Genomic DNA, 20,365 nt, shown 5'->3' on the forward strand with positions numbered 1-20,365 from the left:
TAATTTAAAAGATTTTTAGTCTCTTCCTCCAAAAACCTGAAGTGCCCAATATACCAAAGAAGCTAAAGCACCAATAGCGGCAACTAAATACGTTCTTGCTGCCCATTTAAGTGCATCTTCAGAACCTGCATATTCTTGTTGCGAAACCATGTTTTTGTTTTTTAACCAAGCTAATGCACGGTTACTTGCATCGTATTCTACAGGTAAGGTTATAAAACTAAAGGCTGTTGCAAATGCCATCATTACCAAACCAGCTACAGCTATATAATAGCCAAACCCAAGTCCTGCAGCAGCACCCAACATTAAACCACCAATAACTACCCATTGTGACATGCCAGAGGTTACACTAACTACAGGCACTAAAGCCGAACGCATTTTTAACCATTCGTATGCTTGTGCATGTTGTACTGCATGTCCGCACTCATGCGCAGCAACAGCCGCCGCCGCCGCATTACGTTGGTTGTAAACAGATTCGCTTAAATTTACTGTTTTATTTTTTGGGTTATAATGGTCTGTTAATTGCCCTGGTGTAGAAATAACTTCAACATCAGTAATACCGTGGTCTGCCAGCATTTTTTCAGCAATTTCAGCACCACTCATGCCATTACGTAATTGTATTTTAGAGTATTTTTCAAACTTTCGCTTTAAAGTACTACTTACTAGCCAACTTACTAGTGCTATGCCTCCTAATAATATATAATATCCAATCATTGTTTTAAATTTTAATTACGAACTAAATATAACAAAAATAACGCCAAATTGGTATATATGATATTATGTCAGTTATTTAAACGAAAATTTAATACTTTTGGATTTTATATAAAAAATGGGCTTTTTAAAAAACAACCGTTCCGTATTAATTTTCCTTATAATTATACACCTCATTTTTTTTATTACAAAAGTTTTTCTTGGAAATTTTTTTCTTGAAGATTCTTATGATTACTGCTACTTAGCCAAGAATATAAAAACCCAGTTCATGTTTTATTGTGGCAGCTTAGACGAGCCTATTGTAATTGAAAACTTCACAAAAAGACCTCCCGCTTATGGGTTATTTATACTGCTTTTCTCTTTTTTTAGCAAATCTAAACTATTAGTGCTACTTGTTCAAAACGCTCTCTCAATAATGAACATTTTATTGACTATTAGTATTTTCAATAAACACTTCAATATTACTAACAAGCATAAAATATTTATAGTATTGATAGCAGCATCAATAAGCCAGTTTATTTATGCAAATTATTTAATGAGCGAGATACTTTTACAATTTTTAATTATTCTTTTATGCTATGCCTTTCAAAATACAATTACAAAAAAATCTTTATGGTGGCTATTTGGTTTCCAATTGATTATTGTGTTGCTATTTTTAACCAAACCCGTATTTTATCTGTTTGTTATCCCTAATATTCTTATTTGTATTTGGCTTTCCAAATATATATCAAAAGCGGCTTTTTTCAGTTTAATTCCTGTTTTAGCTTTAGTAATGTATATGTCTTGGAACGAGCAAAGAACAGGACATTTTGAATTTTCGAGCATTCAGAATTTGGCTTTAAAAAACTACAATCTATTGTATTTTCAAACCAATAAATACAATAAGGATTATGCCCATAAAATAAATGACAAAATAGACAATGAAATCGCTCAATTAGATTCTTACAAAGAAAAACAACAGGCAATAAAATCGCTTTCTACACAATATATTAAAAAAGATTTTTTAAGCTATACTTGGTTTCATTTTAAAGGTAGCTTCAGGATGTTTATAGACCCAGGCAGATTCGATTTGTATAACTTTTTTAACTTTAACAACAAAAATGAAGTAGGCTTTTTAGAGCATCTTAACAGCAACGGTATAACTGGAGCTTTCAATTACTTTAAAAAGCAACCTATAATAATTATATTGCTTTTACCTATAATCCTTATCCTTAATTTAATAAAATTATTCGGTTTTGGTAAATTTTGGATTACTAACTACAAAACTGTTTCTCCTGTTTTATGGCTTGCTTTTTTTATTATAATATATGTAACACTACTAACTGGACCATTATCTGCATCACGTTTTTTGGTTCCTTTACTACCGCTTTATTGTATGTTTGCATCTCTAGGGCTTTTAAACCTTCAAAAGAAAATTATAAATTAAATTAAACCTTAAAATTTGCTAATTGTTATACAATTATTAAAATCTAAAATGGAATAATGAGCAAAAAATTATCTATAATAATACCAACTTTCAATGAACAAAATACTGTTGAATTGATTCTCTTAAAGATAAAACAAGTAAAACTTATTGAAAATGTAGAAAAAGAAATTATTATTGTTGATGATTGCTCAAATGATAATACACCTGAATCTATCAACAAATTCAAAACAACTAACCCAGACATTTTATTAAAAGTATTACGCCATGAAAAAAACAAAGGAAAAGGCGCAGCTATACATACTGGTATATTTGAAGCAAATGGCGATTTCATAATTATACAAGACGCCGATACAGAATACGACCCAAATGAATACAATTTACTACTCAAACCAATGCTAGATGGATATGCCGATGTAGTTTACGGCTCTCGTTTTGTTGGTGGAAAACCTCATAGAGTTCTTTTCTTTTTCCATACCATAGGAAACAAATTCCTAACTTTTATTTCAAATTTATTTACAGGTATTAATATTTCTGATATGGAAACCTGCTACAAACTTTTCAAAAAAGAGGTTATTAAACCTTTGGTTTTAAAAGAAAAACGTTTTGGTTTTGAGCCAGAAGTTACAGCTAAAATCTCTAAAATTAAGAATATTAGAATTTATGAAGTCGGGATATCTTATTACGGAAGAACCTACGAAGAAGGCAAAAAAATAGGGTGGAAAGATGGTGTACGTGCCATTTACTGTATATTAAAATATAATTTATTCTAAAAATGACAGAAAAAATAAAGTTTGAAGAAGAAGATCTTTCTGGCGCCATTACACTTAATGTTATTTCTGAAGCATACAAGTTTAACCAATGGATGTATGAAACAATTAAACCTTACTGTAAAGGAAAAATATTAGAAATTGGAAGTGGGATTGGTAACATTTCACATTTCTTTATCAAGGATGGTTACGATATTTTTTTAAGTGACATTCGCGTTGGTTATTGCTTAGAATTAGAGAAAAAATTCAAAACCTTTAAAAACTTCTCTGGAACTGAGACAATAAATTTAACAGATGCTAATTTTGATGAAAAATACAAAAATCATTCACAAAAATACGATACCGTTTTTGCTCTTAATGTTGTAGAACACATATACGAAGATGAACTAGCATTAAAAAATTGCCACAAACTACTTTCCAAAAATGGAAATGTTATCATATTGGTACCATCATACCAAAGCCTTTTTAACCAATTTGATGAGGAACTTGGTCACTATAGAAGGTACACTAAAACTTCACTTGCCAATGTGTTTTCAAAATCGGATTTTGAATTAATACACAAACAATATTTTAATTTTATTGGCATATTTGGATGGTACATGAGCGGAAAAATTTTAAAAAATAAAACAATCCCTAAAAAACAAATGAAATTTTACAATACACTTGTACCAATTATTAAAATAATAGATAAGGTAATTTTTAACACCTTTGGATTATCTACAATAATTGTTGGCAAAAAAACATTGTAAGCCTTTGGCTTACAATGTTTGATATTCCAAATCAAAAGCTTCCGCTATTTCTTTATATACTATATCTCCTTTTACAATATTTAATCCTTTAGCTAAAGAGGCATTGTTTTTACATGCTTGTTCCCAACCTTCATTAGCTAATTTAATTACATATGGCAAGGTAACATTTGTTAATGCCATAGTTGATGTATATGGAACAGCTCCGGGCATATTGGCAACACTGTAATGTACTACATCATCAATAATATACGTTGGGTCTTGGTGTGTAGTTGGTTTAGTAGTTTCAAAACAACCTCCTTGATCAACTGCCACATCAACAATTACAGTTCCAGGACGCATCTCCTTTAACATATCACGGGTTATTAGTTTTGGTGCTTTTGCACCTTTTAGTAATACACCACCAATAATTAAATCGGAGTCTTTTATATGTTTTCTAATATTATATTCACTTGAAAATTCGCTAATAACATTATTAGGCATCGAATCGCTTACATAACGTAATGCTTTCATATTGATATCCATAATAATAACCAAAGCACCCAATCCTGCTGCCATTTTAGCCGCTTGGTAACCAACTACTCCTGCTCCTAAAATTAATACTTTTGCTGGTGGCACACCAGGTACACCACCCAATAAAATACCTCTACCTTTAATTGGTTTTTCTAAATATTTCGCACCTTGTTGGATAGACATTCTTCCTGCTACTTCCGACATTGGAATTAGTAATGGTAGCGTTCCGTTTTCATCCTCAACCGTTTCATAAGCTATACAAACAGCCTTACTATGTATCATAGCATTGGTAAGTGCTTCACTTGATGCAAAATGAAAATATGTAAATACTACTTGATTTGGTTTTATTAAATTATATTCATGTTCAATTGGTTCTTTTACCTTTACAATCATTTCAGCAATGGCGTAAACTTCTTCAATTGTTTCAAGAATGTTTGCTCCAGCACCTACATAATCTTCATCTAAAAAACCGCTATTAAATCCAGCATTTTTTTGCACATAAACCTCATGGTTTCTTTTAGTAAGTTCAAACACTCCAGAAGGCGTCATACCTACTCTGTTTTCATTATTTTTAATTTCAATAGGAACACCAATTTTCATAACAGAAAAAATATTAAGTTAGTTTTAAAAACAGTGCAAAATTAAAACAATAGATTGAAGAAAAAAGCAAAATAGCTATTTTTAATGAATAATAATCATTGAATTTAACGTTTTGTTAGCAATTAAATAATCCATATCGATTTAGTAGGAAATAAATTTTCATTTTAAAATGAAGAAAACTTAATTCTTGAAAACTATTTTTTGCTATATATAATTTTGAAATACATTAAGAAGAAAGCCGAAACTACCGTAATAGCATTAGCAAAAATCATGGACGGACTTTCTTTATAAAACCCATAAACGAGCCACAAAAAAACACCCACAAAAAACATGATTAACATAGGTAATGACAAACCTGAAACATCTTTGGTTTTCCATGTTTTATAAACTTGTGGTAAAAATGCAGCTGTTGTTAATATTGCTGCTGAAAAACCTATTATTTCCATCTTTTATTTTTTATCCAGCAACTTCACTGAACTTATTTTAAACCTATTATCAACTACTTCTCCTTCAACCTCCGCTTTTCTAATTACTTCGCAAAACCCTGTACCTTCATCATGCGCATCACCAAAATCATCAATATGTGCACCATCTACAAAATACGATTCGCCTTCTATACGAACTGCTAAATCGCAACCTTTTTGAGAGGTTAAATTAAATTGACATTGCCCACAAGAAAGTTCTACAATTTGCTTATTGGCCTTTTCTTTAGCACAAGAAAAAGTCAAAACCAAAATAGAAACCAGAATTAATTTTTTCATAATTCATTGTTTTAAATGAGTTGTCGTTGCGAGGCATGAAGCAATATTTCAAATTGAAATTCGAACTAAGCAAGAAGCAGATTGCTTCGTGCCTCGCAATAACATTAGCCAACAATATTCACAATTTTACCAGGAACAATAATGACTTTTTTAGGCGTTCTACCTTGCAATTGTTCTTGGGTTTTTTCGTTTGCCATTACTGCTTCTTCAATTTGTTGTGCGTTAAAATCCATAGGTAATTCTAAGGTAAAACGCATTTTTCCGTTGAAAGAAATTGGGTAATTTTTACTGCTTTCTACTAAATGACTGGCATCAAATTTTGGGAAAGGTGCTGATGAAATCGATTCGTTATGCCCTAATTGATTCCATAATTCTTCTGCAATGTGAGGTGCATACGGTGACAATAAAATTAACAAAGGTTCTAAAATTTCTTTTGAAGTACATTTTTGAGAAGTCAATTCGTTTACCGCAATCATAAACGTAGAAACCGACGTGTTGAATGAAAAATTCTCGATATCTTCCAGTACTTTTTTAATGGTTTTATGAAGTGTTTTTAAACTCTCTTTTGAAGGTTCTGTATCATTTACAAGCAATCCGTTTTCGCCAACATACAATTTCCATAGTTTTTTAAGGAAACCATGCACACCTGTAATACCAGCGGTATTCCAAGGTTTATATTGCTCTAAAGGACCAAGAAACATTTCGTAAAGACGTAAGCTGTCGGCGCCATAATCAACACAAATTTGGTCTGGATTGACTACGTTGTATTTGGATTTGGACATTTTTTCGACTTCGCGTTTTACTTTGAAAGTCCCATCTTCTTCACAAATAAATTCTGCGTTTTTATATTCAGGTCGCCATTTCTTAAAAGCTTCTATATCCAATTCATCCGATGAATTCACTAAAGACACATCCGTATGCAATAAATAAACTTGTTCTACCTTTGAATTAGAACCTGTCATTTTAAAAATAGGTTCTGAGATCTTTAACGCAAACTCAGTAAAATTTTCCTTATTTGAGATATTTGATTTTAATAAATCTGATGAAGCAAAAACCACTTTATCAGAGTAATCTTCTATCCTCAACACATTAACAAAAGCACTAGTCCCCAAAATCATTCCTTGGTTAATTAGCTTTTTAGCATATTCATCAACAGGTACCAATCCTTTATCAAACAAGAATTTTTGCCAAAAACGTGAGTATAGTAAATGCCCCGTGGCGTGTTCGCTTCCGCCAATGTATAAATCGACATCTTTCCAATAATTCAAAGCTTCCTTACTTGCAAATGCTTCGGTATTGTCGGGGTCCATATAGCGGTTAAAATACCACGAACTTCCTGCCCACCCAGGCATGGTGTTCAACTCTAATGGGTGAATGGTTTTATTGTCAATCAAATCGTTGGAAACAACTTCATTTTTATTGGTGTCCCAAGCCCAAACTGTGGCGTTACCTAATGGTGGTTCGCCGGTTTCGGTTGGTAAATATTTTTCAACTTCGGGCAAACGTATTGGTAAATGTTTTGCATCAATCATTTGTGGCATGCCATTTACATAATACACTGGGAATGGTTCACCCCAATAACGCTGACGACTAAAAACGGCATCGCGCAAACGGTAATTGGTTTTTCCTTTGCCTTGACCTAATTTTTCAAGCTCGTGAATGGCTTTTTTGGTGGCTTCTTTATAGTTTAATCCGTTAAGGAAATCGCTATTGGCAATCACAACATTGTCTTTTGAAGCATAAGCTTCTTGAGAAATATCGGCACCATCAAAAATATTTGGAATGGAGATATTGAAGTGTTTTGCAAAATCGTAATCGCGTTGGTCGCCACATGGAACGGACATCACCGCACCTGTTCCGTAACCTGCCAAAACATAATCGCCTATCCAAACCGGAATAGGTTGTTTGGTAAACGGATGTTCGGCATACGCACCTGTAAACGCGCCTGAAATGGTTTTTACATCGGCCATTCTATCACGCTCGCTACGTTTTGCGGTTGCTAAAATATAGGCTTCAACCTCCGCTTTTTGTGCTGGTGTTGTTATTTTTGATACTAGTTCGTGTTCTGGTGCAAGCGTCATGAAACTTACGCCAAATATGGTGTCGGGACGTGTAGTAAATACATCAATAGTTGTTGGTTGTTGGTTGCTGGTTGTTGGTTCTTCAACTTTGAACTTTGAACTTTGAACTTTGAACTTAACGGATGCTCCAACCGATTTTCCAATCCAGTTACGTTGACTTTCCTTTAAAGAATCGGTCCAATCTATTTTTTCCAACCCTTGAAGCAAACGTTCGGCATACGCCGAAATACGCATACTCCATTGGGTCATTTTTTTTCTAATTACAGGATGTCCACCACGTTCGGAAACACCATTTACAATTTCATCATTTGCCAACACCGTTCCCAATGCAGGACACCAGTTAACTTCAGTTTCGGCTAAATAAGTAAGTCTATATTGTAGTAATATTTGTTGTTGTTTTTTTAAATCAAAAGCTTTCCAATCTTCAGCAGAAAACGGTTCAATATTGTCATCGCAAACCGCATTTACTTTTGAATTTCCTTCCGAAGCAAATATGTTTTCTAATGTTGAAATATCCTCGGCTTTATTCGAATCGGTATTATACCAAGAATTAAATAATTGAATAAAAATCCACTGTGTCCATTTATAATAACTCGGGTCGGATGTACGAACTTCACGCGACCAATCGAATGAAAACCCAATTTGGTCTAATTGACGGCGGTAGGTTTTGATGTTTTCAGCAGTTGTAATCGCAGGATGTTGCCCAGTTTGAATGGCATATTGTTCCGCAGGCAACCCAAAAGAATCATACCCTTGTGGATGTAATACATTAAACCCTTGATGGCGTTTGTAACGTGCATAAATATCAGATGCAATATACCCAAGCGGATGCCCAACGTGCAAGCCTGCTCCACTTGGATATGGGAACATATCTAACACATAAAATTTAGGTTTTTCCGAATTATTCTCTGCTTTAAACGTTTGGTTTTCTGCCCAATATTTTTGCCATTTGGCTTCTATATCGTTGAAATTGTATATCATCGCTCTGTATTTCTGCTTTTAAAAGCGCAAATTTACGCTTTCTAAAGAAAACAAAAAGCGTTTCGCTTTATATATCATTAAATATAACTGCTATTTAAAGTTTTGTTTAGAATGCAATTTGTAATTTCGCCGCTTAAACATCATTTTGGTTTGATAAAAAATACCACCAAAGCGCATTTAGCATTGTTAGGCGCTAACATTATTTATGGCGCCAACTACATTATAGCAAAAGGCATTATGCCTGATAAAATTAACCCAACGGCTTTTGTTTTTATTAGGCTTTCTTGTTGTATGCTTCTTTTTTGGGGCATTAAATTCTTGTTTGTTAAAGAAAAAGTTGAAAAAAAAGATTTACTAATGCTTGCACTTTGTGGGTTGTTTGGAGGTGCTGCGAACCAATTACTTTTTTTTCATGGTATTAATTTAACATCGCCTATTGATGCTTCTATCATACAAACAGCAACACCTGTTTTAGTTTTAATTTTTAGTATTCTTATTTTGAAAGAACGTGTCACTAATAACAAAGTAATTGGTATTGCAATTGCTGGTGTTGGTGCTGTTTTTTTAATTTTATATGGTAACAAAACTGTTGGAACAAGTTCATTTTTAGGTAATTTGTTTGTTTTCCTGAATGCATGTAGCTATGGATTGTATCTTGTATTGGCTAAAACCTTAATGAAAAAATACCACGCTATTACCGTAGCTAGTTGGGTGTTTTTCTTTGGGTTTATGTATGTTTTCCCGTTTGGAATTTCAGATTTTTTAAACACTAATTTTGAGGCCTTTACCACCAATACTTATTTAACTGTTGGTTACGTGGTTTTATTTACAACCTTTTTTGCATACTTATTTAACATCTATTCATTAAACCATTTGTCACCTTCTGTTACAAGTAGTTACGTGTATTTACAACCCGTAGTTAGTTTTATTTTGGTTAGCATTTTGGCATACGTTTTTGTACAAAGTCAATACGCGCAAGACATAAACTTTATTAAAATTTTGTGCTGTGTACTTGTGGCTACTGGTGTTTATATTATTAGCAAACCACAAAAAAAATAGGCTTCTTTTAATTTATTGTAAAACATTATTAAAACTTTAAACGTTGTAATACTTAGCATAATAGAATACTTTACTATTTTTACATCGTTAATCCATTATTTATGAGTTCATCTTTTGAAAAAGATCAAAAACGCCGACTAATTTCCTCATACTTTTCAGTAGTATTGAGCATTGCATTGGTTTTATTTTTATTAGGCTTATTGGGTATGTTGGTTTTAAATGCCAAAAAAGTATCCGACCATTTTAAAGAACAAGTAGTTGTAACCATTTACCTAAAAGAAACCGCTAAAGAAGTTGAAATTAAGCAACTTGAAAAAAGTTTAGCAATGGCCGATTATGTAAAAACCATTGAATACGTTTCAAAAGAACAAGCTGCCGAATTTTTAAAAGAAGAAAACGGTGAAGATTTTATGGATTTTGTAGGTTACAACCCATTACAAAACTCCATTGATGTACACTTAAAAGCCGATTTTGTAACATCAGATCATCTTGAATTAATTTCAGAAGAAGCAACTTCAAAAACCTTTGTTGACGAAGTAACTTACGACAACGACCTTGTAAACCTAATGAACGAAAACGTTCAAAAAATTAGTTTCTGGGTTTTAGTTATTAGCGGTATTTTCACATTAATAGCGGTTTTATTAATAAACAGCTCCATCCGTTTAGCAGTTTACTCAAAACGATTTACCATAAAAACGATGCAAATGGTAGGCGCAACAAAACAATTTATCCGTCGCCCGTTTGTTTGGAAAAGCATTCGTTTAGGTATTATTGGCGCAGTAATAGCCTTGATAGGCATGGCAATAGTATTATATTACATAAATAAAACATTCCCAGAACTAGGTTTACTAAATACTCCAATTTTAATTGTGTTACTTTTTGCCGTTGTTTTTGCTTTAGGCATTGTTATAACTTGGATAAGTACTCATTTTGCAACCCAACGCTTCTTAAATTTAAAAACAGATGCGTTATATTATTAATTTGGGCGTTACCCAAGGGTCGGGTTTTCCGCTATATCTTTTTTGCTTTTAATGGCAAAAAAGGATGCCGCTTCAACCCCTAACGCAAACCACAACTAATAGTAAATTAAGTAATTTATAATAGTGTTAACGTGTAGTATTTAATTAATTATGTTAATTTGCACCAATACTTTTAAACAATCATGGGAGAACAAAAACAAAAAGAAGCCAATAAAGCCGTTTTTATATTTGGTAAAAAAAACTATAAATTCATGTTTATAGGTTTAGCTTGTATTGCCTTAGGTTTTATTTTAATGTCTGGTGGTGGTAGCGACGACCCAACTATTTTTAACCCAGAAATATTTAGTTTTCGCCGTATTCGTTTAGCACCAATGCTAGTACTTTTAGGTTTTGGTATTGAAATTTATGCCATACTATTAAACCCAAAAGAATCAAAAACCGAAAAATAAATTCCAAAAACCAACGCGCTTTTCAACTTAGGCATAGAATTTTTCGCAATTAATTCTATCAAAAAACACCTCATTCACGTTTCAAAACTTCAAAAAACAGAACCTTATTTAGATTTATTCAAAATAATATTTGCAGGTTCTATCATCTTGATTATATTTGCATCGTTATTTTTAATTAATCTAAATAAAAATGAAATCGATAAAAATATTTTTAGCATCGCTACTATTTGTTTGTTATGCAAATGGTCAAGAAAATAATGACCAAAAAAAAGATTCTGTTCAAAATTTGAATGAAATTGTAATAAAAGGTCAACTAAAATACAAAAGAGAAAAAAGTACAACGGTATCTAAAATGCCATTAAACAATATTGAAAATCCACAAGTTTACAATACAGTTACTAATGAATTATTAAAAGAACAAGTAGTTACTAATTTTAATGATGCACTAAAAAATGCTACAGGCGTTACGCGATTATGGGAATCAACAGGTCGTGGTGGCGATGGTGCAGAATTTTTCTCAATGAGAGGTTTTTCAGTACAACCAACAATGGTTAATGGCTTACCATCCATAAACAACGGAACCATAGACCCTATAAATGTAGATAATATTGAAGTATTAAAAGGTCCATCTGGAACCTTATTCGGAAGTAGTTTAATCTCTTATGGTGGTTTAATAAACATAGTAACAAAAAAGCCTTATTCAGTTTTTGGAGGAGAAATTGGCTATGTATCTGGAACTTATGGTGCCGACAGATTAACAGCAGACATTAATACACCTTTAAATTCAGATGTTTCTTTAAGAATAAACACAGCTTATAACAAGGAAAACTCATTTCAAGATGCTGGTTTTAGTAAATCATTTTTCTTTGCACCTTCATTGAGTTACAAAGTATCCGACAAACTGTCTTTTTTAATTAACACTGAATTTTCAAATCGAAATTCAGCCAATGCGCCTATGATTTTCTTGAGTAGATATTCACCATTATCATTCAACTCAATAGATTTATTTGAGAAAAACTATAAAAAATCATATACCTCAAATGAATTATCTATAAGCAATCCAACATTTAATATGCAAGCTCAAATGCTTTATAAGCTTTCCAATTCGTGGACTTCGCAAACCGTTCTTTCTAGAAATTCTAGTAAAACTGATGGCTATTATTCATATTTATGGGATTCTGCAAATGGCGACGAATTTACACGATTTATATCAAAAAGAAATGGTGAAACTTATGCTACAGATATTCAACAAAATTTTATTGGCGATTACAAAATAGGAAATCTAAGAAATAGAATGGTTTTTGGTATTGATTATTTAAAATCAAATGTAATAAACGGCAGTACAAATTGGGTTGGATCAGGAACTATTTCATTAGTAAACCAAACCGATTCTGGTGAAGCTAATTTAACCCAAGCAGGTATTGACAATTTGTTAGCTGGAACCATTGAGCCTAATTCGGATACAGAATCGCAAGTAGTAAGTGCCTATGTTTCTAATGTTTTAAACATTACAGATAAATTATCGGTAATGGCAAGTGTTAGAATTGATGAATTTAGAGGAAAAACATCCTACTATGCTGCTGAAGAAGTAAAAGGTCAAGTTGCTGTTTCACCAAAATTTGGTGCTGTTTATCAAATTATTGAAAATAAAGTTTCAATTTTTGGAAATTATATGAACGGATTTAAAAACGTTGAACCAGGACAAGTTGATGTAGATGGAACAAATACAAGAACTGCAACTTTTAATCCAGAACACGCTAATCAATATGAATTTGGTATAAAAACAAATTTATACAAAGATATCATTTCTGCATCGCTTAGTTACTACAATATAAATGTTGAAAACCGTTTAATGACCGATCCAAACAATCCAAATGCATCAATTCAAGGTGGTGAAGTTGATAGTAAAGGCGTTGAATTAAGTGTAACTGTAAATCCTGTTAAAGGCCTAAACATTATTGCTGGATATAGTAATAATAAAAGCAAAGTGGTAAAAGAAACTGCTGGTGATGGGTATTTAGGGTTGCGCCCTGAGGAAGCAGGACCTGAAACTTTAATTAATTTATGGGCAAATTATACGATAAAAACAGGTGATTTGAAAGGTTTTGGAATTGGTTTTGGTGGAAATTATGCTAGCGAACACAAAACACTAAACAGAAGTAATATAGGAACATTTTCACTACCTGAATATACTATATTAAATTCAGCATTATCATATAATAATGACAAATTCAATCTAACTTTAAAAGTAAATAATCTTTTAAATGACAAATATTATACAGGTTGGTCAACAATTACACCGCAACGTTTACGCAGTTTGGTTGCTGGGTTAACATATAAGTTTTAATTTAATTACATTTTTAGTTTTAATTAAACTCCTCATTTTGGTGAGGAGTTTAACTTATTTTTAAATGAAAAAAAGTGCATTCAAAAAAACAGTTAGAAACATCCATCTTTGGTTAGGCTTAACTTCAGGAATTATTGTATTTATTATTGCCATTACAGGTTGTTTATATGCCTTTCAAGAAGAAATACAAAACCTTACTGAATCCTATCGTTTTGTTAAAAAACAAGATGATCCTTTCTTACTTCCTTCAAAATTGGAAGCCATAGCTCGTAAAGAATTACCTAACAAAAAGTTACATGCCATTCAATACAAAGGCAAAGAACATTCAGCAGAAGCTATTTTCTTTCATTATGATGATACTATTAAAGCTAATAATTACTACCAAATAATCCACATCAACCCATATTCGGGTAAAGTTTTGAAAGTTGCAAATATGTATTCGGGGTTTTTTCGGTTTATTCTTGATGGTCACTTTTATCTTTGGCTACCACATGAAATTGGGCAAACTGTAATTGCATCGGCCACCTTAGTTTTTGTATTAATGATTATTAGCGGGTTTATTTTATGGTTTCCTAAAAACAGAAAAGCTGCAAAACAACGTTTCTGGTTTCGGTGGAAAGAAGGCTTAAAATGGAAACGCAAAAATTATGATTTGCACAACATTACAGGTTTTTATGTTATGGCCATTGCTCTAATTTTTTCTATTACAGGTTTAGTTTGGGGGTTTCCTTGGTTTGCTTATAGTTATTATATGCTTATTGGTGGCGAAAAATCTTTACTATACAACGAGCCAATTTCTAAACAAATAACAATTCCTAAACCCGAAAATTCTTTGGATAAAGCATTTATTTATATGCAACAAGAGTATCCAAATGCGGTTTCCATTGAAGTACATCCACCTGAAACTAAAACATCTCCAATAGCAGCAAATGCTAATTTAAATGAAGGTACATTTTGGAAAACCGATTACCGCTATTTTAATCAATACACTTTAGAAGATCAAGAAGTAAGTCATATTTACGGAAAACTTGCAAATGCTTCTAATTCAGATAAATTGATGCGAATGAATTATGACATTCACACAGGTGCAATTTTTGGATTGGCAGGCAAAATATTTGCTTTTTTAATTAGTTTATTAATTGCAAGCTTACCTATTACTGGCTTTTTAATTTGGTATGGACGCCGTAATAAGAGCAAAAAACAGATCATTTATTAGCCTCAATTGTAATTTTTTATAAAATTGAAAAAGGATATTTTTTAAAAAAAATTCCAAAAACTAATGCACTTTTCGGTTTTGATAGTTGCTTTTTGATATTTTTGCTTCATGGATATACTACAAGCTATCATTTTAGCCATTATTGAAGGCATTACCGAGTTTTTACCAGTGTCTTCAACAGGACACATGATTGTTGCTTCTTCTTTTTTTGGCATTGCACACGAAGATTTTACAAAACTATTCACAATCGTTATTCAATTAGGAACCATTATGTCTGTAATTGTTCTGTATTTTAAACGCTTTTTTCAAAGTTTAGATTTTTATTTTAAACTCTTTGTGGCTTTCATTCCTGCGGTTATTTTAGGATTGCTTTTTAGTGATGCTATTGATAGTTTATTAGAAAACCCAATTACCGTAGCAATTTCTTTAATAATTGGTGGCTTTTTACTTTTAAAAGTTGACGATTGGTTTGGAAATGAAGAAGGCACCGAGATTTCATACACAACAGCTTTAAAAATTGGCTTTTTTCAATGTTTAGCTATGATTCCTGGTGTTTCCAGAAGTGGTGCCAGTATTGTTGGTGGTATGAGCCAAAAATTATCGCGTACCGTAGCTGCGGAGTTTTCATTTTTCTTAGCCATTCCAACCATGTTAGGCGCAACCGTTAAAAAAAGTTATGATTATTATAAAGCAGGTTTCGAGTTAACGCACGATCAAGTAAACCTTTTAATAATTGGCAATGTAGTTGGTTTTGTTGTGGCTTTAATTGCAATAAAATCATTTATAACCTATTTAAGTAAAAACGGTTTTAAAATATTTGGGTATTATAGAATAGTTGCTGGAGCATTAATACTTCTAATCCATTTCTTTGTTCAAAAACTAACCATTATTTAATGACTGTTGAAGATTATCAATCTGGTCAAATTCTTCTAATAGACAAACCACTGCATTGGACCTCATTTCAAGTAGTAAACAAACTGCGTTGGGAAATCCGTCAAGCTTTCAAAATAAAGAAAATAAAAGTAGGACATGCAGGCACTTTAGACCCATTAGCAACAGGTTTATTAGTGCTTTGTACAGGAAAAATGACGAAACAAATTGATACCTTTCAAGCACAAATAAAAGAATATACAGGTACCATAGTTTTAGGAAGCACAACACCTTCGTTCGATTTGGAAACCAACATTAACGAAACATTTCCAACTGCACATATTACTCCCGAATTAATAAAAGAAACCACCAAACAATTTATTGGTGATATTGAACAATTTCCACCAGTTTTTTCAGCTATAAAAAAAGAAGGCAAACGCCTATACGAATTTGCCAGAGCTGGTGAAGAAGTTGAAATTAAACCTAGAACCATAAATATTTCAGAATTTGAAATAACAAACATTGATGGTTTTAACATCAATTTTCGCGTGGTTTGTAGCAAAGGCACTTATATTCGTTCACTTGCTAATGATTTTGGTAAAGCACTTCAATCTGGTGCGCATCTTTCAGCATTAAGGCGAACTAAAATTGGCGATTTTGATGTAGCTAATGCCGAATCTATTGAAAGTTTCATAAAAAATCTTCCTTCAGATTAATTTTTGGCGTAAATTTCATTTAAAATACCAAATATGAAAGCTTTACTTATTTTAATGCTAATGCTTTTTGGATATTCATTTACGTCATTTTCTCAAAATGAAACCATAAAAACCAACGGCTTATTTTATAAATTTTCATTAGCCACTACTTTAAGTATTAATGAAGATTATGTAGCTTTTGACGATGATGATTCCAGCACGCTAATTGAACCAAGTGCGCTTTTTGTAAATAACACCATTGGCTATCAATTTGATAATAGAACTTTAATAAGCTTAAACCTTGAATACGATTGGCATTCAAAACAAGGACTTCATTTTTTTCCTGCTTATTTAGCATTACAAAATAAAATTTTTGGGAAAGACGATAACGCATTTGTACGTGTTGGCTACGGAACACTTTTAGGTATGGGCAAATCGTTTGAAAAAGGCAATATGTATAAACTTGGATTAGGGTACCAAAGTAAGATGGATTCAAATAATAATTCTGTTATGATTGGGCTAGATTTTACCCGAAAACGCTTTGGCAACCAAAACCTTGAAGGCATATCTAGTGTATCAATATTTCTAGAATTTATGGTATTCTAAACTTTTTGTGTTACTTTGTCGTATATAATCATGTATTATAAAACAAATTGATTGCACCTAACAAATCAACATAAAGCCCTACTTCTTACCTTCCTAATTTCTGGAACCATAGTATTAACTGTTTTTAATTTAAATTTTAAAAACAAGCAAGATGCTGTTGCCGAAAGTTTTTACGAATTAGAACCCGAAAAAGAACTAACCGAAGAAGAGAAAAAAATAATAGAAACTTTAGAAAAGTTAAACAGCAAAGCTGAAACTAATAGCGCTTTTAATGAAGCTGATAAAAACAAACACTTTTCGCAAGCATACCAACAAATTGCACCACCTGAAGATTATGTGCCTAAAACCAGTGAAGAAAACGATGGTGAAGGTGATGAGTCGAACAGTTTGGGTGAAAACAAACCCATAAAACCAGCTGTAAACAAAGAAGAATTATCGTCTTACAGCAAAGTGAACGATGTACTAAAACAGCAACAAACCAAAGGTGTTAATACAAAAAGTACCGTTAGTTTTTCATTAGTTGACAGAAAAAAAGTATCAATTCCTATACCTGTATATTTATGTGAAGTTGATGGAAAAATAGTAATTAACATTACTGTTAATGCCAACGGAAAAGTGATAGACGCCTATTATAATAACGCATCAACTTCAAAAAATGAATGTTTAGTTGAACATGCTTTAGAATATGCTAAAAGCTCTTATTTTAGTGCAGATGCTTCTAAAAAAACACAATTAGGCTCTATAACGTTCAGTTTTATTGGCAAACATTAGGCTGAAATTCGCAAAGCATTTCAGTAATATCTTTTATAATATTTTGACCTTTATCGTTATTATACCAATGCTGTAAATCTTCTTTAAACTCTGGTGTTAACGGGCCATATTTAACTTTGTAGCGGTTTACAAAACTTGTCGCTTCACTTGGTCTTGGCCCATAAGTATGTAAAACATCGCCCGTTTCATCATCAATTATAATCAATTTTGGAATAGAACGACTTCCGTTAGTTAAAAACAAATCCATTAATGCCAAATTTTCATCACGAAGTACTATTTTTAAATTTATATGATTATTTAATTCTGCAATTTTATTTATTGCTGGCAAAACATGAGCTGCATCGCCACACCAACTCTCGGCAATAACCAACCAAGTAATGTTTTGTGTAAATTCTGCAATTTTATTTTGAGCGCTCACAGGAATTTTAAGGGTTTTATCCCAACGCTTCATGCGTTTTTCGTTTAGTTTGGTAAAGTTAATTAAAGCTTCCGTTTGCTCTAACCCTGTGGTAGCATTTTGTTCGGATAAGCGTTTAACCAAATCTCTGTAATCAGAATAAGTTAAACTATTTTTTAAACTGTTTTTTATAATTAAATCCATAATACCATGCTATTTATAGTACAAAAATAGTACCTTCATATTTTAATTTAGATGACTTTTGTCATGCTTTTACGTTAAAACTTACAAAATTACTTTTATGGTTGAAAAACACAAATGCGGTTGGTGCATAGGCGATGTTTTATATGAAGCATACCACGACCAAGAATGGGGCGTTCCGGTTTATGATGATGCTACCATTTTTGAATTTTTAATTTTAGAAACCTTTCAAGCAGGTTTGAGTTGGATTACCATTTTGCGTAAACGTGAAAATTTTAGAGCTGCTTTTGATGATTTTGACTACAAAAAAATAGCCACCTACAACCAAGATAAAATTGATGCTCTTTTACAAGACGCTGGCATTATAAGAAACAAACTTAAAATTTATGCTACAGTAACCAATGCGCAATTGTTTATGAAAATTCAAGAAGAATATGGTAGTTTTAGCAAGTATATTTGGCGTTTTGTTGACGGTAAACCTATTAAAAACAAAATTAAAAATTATAAAGAAGCACCTGCCACAACACCCGAAAGTGATGCTTTAAGTAAGGACTTAAAAAAACGCGGTTTTAAGTTTGTTGGTAGTACCGTTATGTATGCCCACATGCAAGCTACGGGCATGGTAAATGACCATGAAGTTGGATGCTTTAGGTATGTGGAGGTTTAATAGGTTCTTTTAACGGCCTTGTGTATGAAATGTAGCATGTTAATAGTCGCTGACTTTTCGGATTTCACACAAACCAGTTTTTAATTTTTTATGTTTACTTTTTGTTTTTATAAATATAACCAAATTAAAAATTTGGCGACTTTAAAAATATACAAAAACCTCTCGAAAAGCCCATATTAGTTATGTTTTTATACATTGTCAGTTATTTCTTTTTTTCAATTCTTTGGTTATCGTTTTAATAAAATTTTCTTTGTTCTTTTTCACTTCTTTCAACATTGCTTTACTGTCGGCTGGCAGGACATAATATTTTTCTGCCCACAGGTTAATTTCAATCATTAAAGGCAATAAATCAATTCCCTTTTGCGTCAATTGATATAGAACTTTTGCTTTACTGTCTGGATGGTCTGATTTTGTAATGATATTGTTTTCTTCAAGCATTTGAAGTCGAGAAGCTAAAATGTTGGTCGCAATTTTTTCTTCTGATTTCAAAAAGTCGCCATAAGTGCATTGTTTTGCGAATATTAAATCCCTAACAATTAACAACGACCACTTGTCGCCCCAAACGTCAAGCGAGCTACTAACAGGACAATCTGATCTTTTATTATTCTTTTTCATAAATTATTTTTAAAATCACTTGCAAATTAAAAGTTGTTTGTATATTTGCACTTGCAAATTGCAAGCAAATTTAGAAAATAAAAAACGAAATAAGAAAAAAATGAAAAAGAATATTTTAGTGACGGGGGCATCTTCAGGCTTTGGTTATTTACTCGCAAACGAGCTACACAAAAGAGGATACAATGTCATTGGTACAAGTAGAAATCCAGAAAAGATAAAATCAGTCGTGTCTTTCAAAGTATTAGCGTTAGATATTACGGATGAAAATTCTATCCAATCTTTTGGAAAAAAACTTTTTAACGAAATTAAGCAATTAGATGTTTTGATAAATAATGCAGGATTTTATTTGTCTGGACTTGCCGAAGAAACTTCTATTGAGCAAGGAAAAGAACAATTTGAAACCAATTTTTGGGGAACTATAAAGTTGACCAATGAGCTGTTACCTTTTTTTAGAAAACAACGTTTTGGAAAAATTATTACGGTTGGTTCAATTATGGGATTAATTAGTCTTCCTGGTGGTGCGTATTATGCTGCATCCAAGCACGCTTTGGAAGGTTATTTCAAAGCCCTTCGTTTTGAATTGAAAGAATTTAATGTAAAAGTAAGTATGGTAGAACCTGTTGGTTTTAAAACCAATATTGTTACAAACTCTAAAGTTGCAGAAAATAAAATAATTGATTACGACGCATACCGCACAACGCTTGAAGCGTATACGAATGATTTATTTTCAAAGTCGGAAGAGCCAACTGCCGTTTTAGAAACGTTGTTGAGATTGGTTGAAAATGAAACGCCAAAATTTAATAACCCTGTAGGTAAGGGCTCTTCATTGTTTCCTGCGATACAGTATTTCTCTTATAAAACCTTTGAAAATTCAGTAATAAAAAATATTAACAAATTTAAAAATTAGCA

The 20,365-nt window shown here is 32.2% G+C and carries 21 protein-coding genes; 14 read left to right on the plus strand and 7 right to left on the minus strand.

Going from position 1 to position 20,365, the window contains the following annotated elements; all coding sequences use genetic code 11:
- Positions 1–15: 15 nt before the first annotated feature.
- Positions 16–711 carry a zinc metallopeptidase gene (locus tag ACFQ1R_RS09040; protein ID WP_379925833.1) on the minus strand — a complete coding sequence of 232 codons (696 nt, stop codon included), beginning with the start codon at positions 709–711 and terminating at the stop codon, positions 16–18.
- Positions 712–1,123: 412 nt separating this feature from the next.
- On the opposite strand from ACFQ1R_RS09040, the gene ACFQ1R_RS09045 reads away from it, so the two are divergent.
- The 3 genes from ACFQ1R_RS09045 to ACFQ1R_RS09055 are packed head-to-tail and all read left to right on the plus strand — an operon-like array spanning position 1,124 to position 3,650.
- Positions 1,124–2,134 (plus strand): hypothetical protein, encoded by a 1,011-nt coding sequence (locus ACFQ1R_RS09045; protein ID WP_379925834.1) that lies wholly within the window; start codon positions 1,124–1,126, stop codon positions 2,132–2,134.
- A 56-nt stretch (positions 2,135–2,190) separates the two neighbouring features.
- Positions 2,191–2,904, plus strand: a complete 714-nt coding sequence (locus ACFQ1R_RS09050; protein ID WP_379925835.1) for a glycosyltransferase family 2 protein — start codon at positions 2,191–2,193, stop codon at positions 2,902–2,904.
- Positions 2,905–2,906: 2 nt separating this feature from the next.
- Positions 2,907–3,650, plus strand: a complete 744-nt coding sequence (locus ACFQ1R_RS09055) for a class I SAM-dependent methyltransferase (protein WP_379925836.1) — start codon at positions 2,907–2,909, stop codon at positions 3,648–3,650.
- Positions 3,651–3,659: 9 nt separating this feature from the next.
- Here ACFQ1R_RS09055 and ald read toward each other — a convergent pair whose 3' ends face one another.
- The 4 genes from ald to ACFQ1R_RS09075 form a co-directional block, all read right to left on the minus strand.
- Positions 3,660–4,760: an alanine dehydrogenase gene (gene ald / locus ACFQ1R_RS09060; RefSeq protein ID WP_379925837.1), complete on the minus strand. Its 1,101-nt coding sequence runs from the start codon at positions 4,758–4,760 to the stop codon at positions 3,660–3,662.
- 194 nt (positions 4,761–4,954) lie between these two features.
- Positions 4,955–5,206 (minus strand): SemiSWEET family sugar transporter, encoded by a 252-nt coding sequence (locus ACFQ1R_RS09065; RefSeq protein ID WP_379925838.1) that lies wholly within the window; start codon positions 5,204–5,206, stop codon positions 4,955–4,957.
- A gap of 3 nt (positions 5,207–5,209) precedes the next feature.
- Entirely contained in the window at positions 5,210–5,521 is a 312-nt protein-coding gene (locus ACFQ1R_RS09070; RefSeq protein WP_379925839.1) for a DUF6370 family protein, read from the minus strand.
- Between the two features lie 104 nt (positions 5,522–5,625).
- A complete protein-coding gene (locus ACFQ1R_RS09075) occupies positions 5,626–8,583 on the minus strand; it encodes a leucine--tRNA ligase (RefSeq protein ID WP_379925840.1) in 2,958 nt (985 codons plus the stop codon).
- A 111-nt stretch (positions 8,584–8,694) separates the two neighbouring features.
- Here ACFQ1R_RS09075 and ACFQ1R_RS09080 point away from each other — a divergent pair, with 111 nt between their 5' ends.
- From ACFQ1R_RS09080 to ACFQ1R_RS09120, 9 genes are all read left to right on the plus strand, one after another.
- A complete protein-coding gene (locus ACFQ1R_RS09080) occupies positions 8,695–9,642 on the plus strand; it encodes a DMT family transporter (RefSeq protein WP_379925841.1) in 948 nt (315 codons plus the stop codon).
- Between the two features lie 101 nt (positions 9,643–9,743).
- Positions 9,744–10,622 (plus strand): cell division protein FtsX, encoded by an 879-nt coding sequence (locus ACFQ1R_RS09085; RefSeq protein WP_379925842.1) that lies wholly within the window; start codon positions 9,744–9,746, stop codon positions 10,620–10,622.
- A 182-nt stretch (positions 10,623–10,804) separates the two neighbouring features.
- A complete protein-coding gene (locus tag ACFQ1R_RS09090) occupies positions 10,805–11,071 on the plus strand; it encodes a DUF3098 domain-containing protein (RefSeq protein ID WP_379925843.1) in 267 nt (88 codons plus the stop codon).
- A 190-nt stretch (positions 11,072–11,261) separates the two neighbouring features.
- A complete protein-coding gene (locus ACFQ1R_RS09095) occupies positions 11,262–13,418 on the plus strand; it encodes a TonB-dependent siderophore receptor (protein WP_379925844.1) in 2,157 nt (718 codons plus the stop codon).
- Between the two features lie 64 nt (positions 13,419–13,482).
- Positions 13,483–14,634: a PepSY-associated TM helix domain-containing protein gene (locus ACFQ1R_RS09100; protein ID WP_379925846.1), complete on the plus strand. Its 1,152-nt coding sequence runs from the start codon at positions 13,483–13,485 to the stop codon at positions 14,632–14,634.
- Positions 14,635–14,742: 108 nt separating this feature from the next.
- Positions 14,743–15,528 carry an undecaprenyl-diphosphate phosphatase gene (locus ACFQ1R_RS09105; RefSeq protein WP_379925847.1) on the plus strand — a complete coding sequence of 262 codons (786 nt, stop codon included), beginning with the start codon at positions 14,743–14,745 and terminating at the stop codon, positions 15,526–15,528.
- Positions 15,528–16,220 carry a tRNA pseudouridine(55) synthase TruB gene (gene truB, locus ACFQ1R_RS09110; protein ID WP_379925848.1) on the plus strand — a complete coding sequence of 231 codons (693 nt, stop codon included), beginning with the start codon at positions 15,528–15,530 and terminating at the stop codon, positions 16,218–16,220. Before ACFQ1R_RS09105 ends, truB begins: the two co-directional genes overlap by 1 nt.
- A gap of 33 nt (positions 16,221–16,253) precedes the next feature.
- The gene (locus tag ACFQ1R_RS09115) at positions 16,254–16,805 is read left to right on the plus strand and encodes a hypothetical protein (RefSeq protein WP_379925849.1); all 552 of its coding nucleotides are present in this window, start codon (positions 16,254–16,256) and stop codon (positions 16,803–16,805) included.
- Between the two features lie 51 nt (positions 16,806–16,856).
- Positions 16,857–17,576, plus strand: coding sequence for a hypothetical protein (locus ACFQ1R_RS09120; protein ID WP_379925850.1), 720 nt, complete (start codon positions 16,857–16,859; stop codon positions 17,574–17,576).
- Here ACFQ1R_RS09120 and ACFQ1R_RS09125 read toward each other — a convergent pair.
- A complete protein-coding gene (locus ACFQ1R_RS09125) occupies positions 17,560–18,177 on the minus strand; it encodes a thioredoxin family protein (protein ID WP_379925851.1) in 618 nt (205 codons plus the stop codon). The genes ACFQ1R_RS09120 and ACFQ1R_RS09125 overlap by 17 nt on opposite strands.
- A gap of 97 nt (positions 18,178–18,274) precedes the next feature.
- Here ACFQ1R_RS09125 and ACFQ1R_RS09130 point away from each other — a divergent pair, with 97 nt between their 5' ends.
- Positions 18,275–18,841 (plus strand): DNA-3-methyladenine glycosylase I, encoded by a 567-nt coding sequence (locus tag ACFQ1R_RS09130; RefSeq protein WP_379925852.1) that lies wholly within the window; start codon positions 18,275–18,277, stop codon positions 18,839–18,841.
- A 198-nt stretch (positions 18,842–19,039) separates the two neighbouring features.
- On the opposite strand, the gene ACFQ1R_RS09135 is transcribed toward ACFQ1R_RS09130, so the two are convergent.
- Positions 19,040–19,456: a winged helix-turn-helix transcriptional regulator gene (locus tag ACFQ1R_RS09135; protein WP_379925853.1), complete on the minus strand. Its 417-nt coding sequence runs from the start codon at positions 19,454–19,456 to the stop codon at positions 19,040–19,042.
- 100 nt (positions 19,457–19,556) lie between these two features.
- Here ACFQ1R_RS09135 and ACFQ1R_RS09140 point away from each other — a divergent pair, with 100 nt between their 5' ends.
- Positions 19,557–20,363, plus strand: a complete 807-nt coding sequence (locus ACFQ1R_RS09140) for an SDR family oxidoreductase (protein ID WP_379925855.1) — start codon at positions 19,557–19,559, stop codon at positions 20,361–20,363.
- Positions 20,364–20,365 lie beyond the last annotated feature (2 nt).

This window comes from Mariniflexile jejuense (genome assembly GCF_042675665.1).
In the GTDB taxonomy this organism is placed as follows: Bacteria; Bacteroidota; Bacteroidia; order Flavobacteriales; family Flavobacteriaceae; genus Mariniflexile; species Mariniflexile jejuense.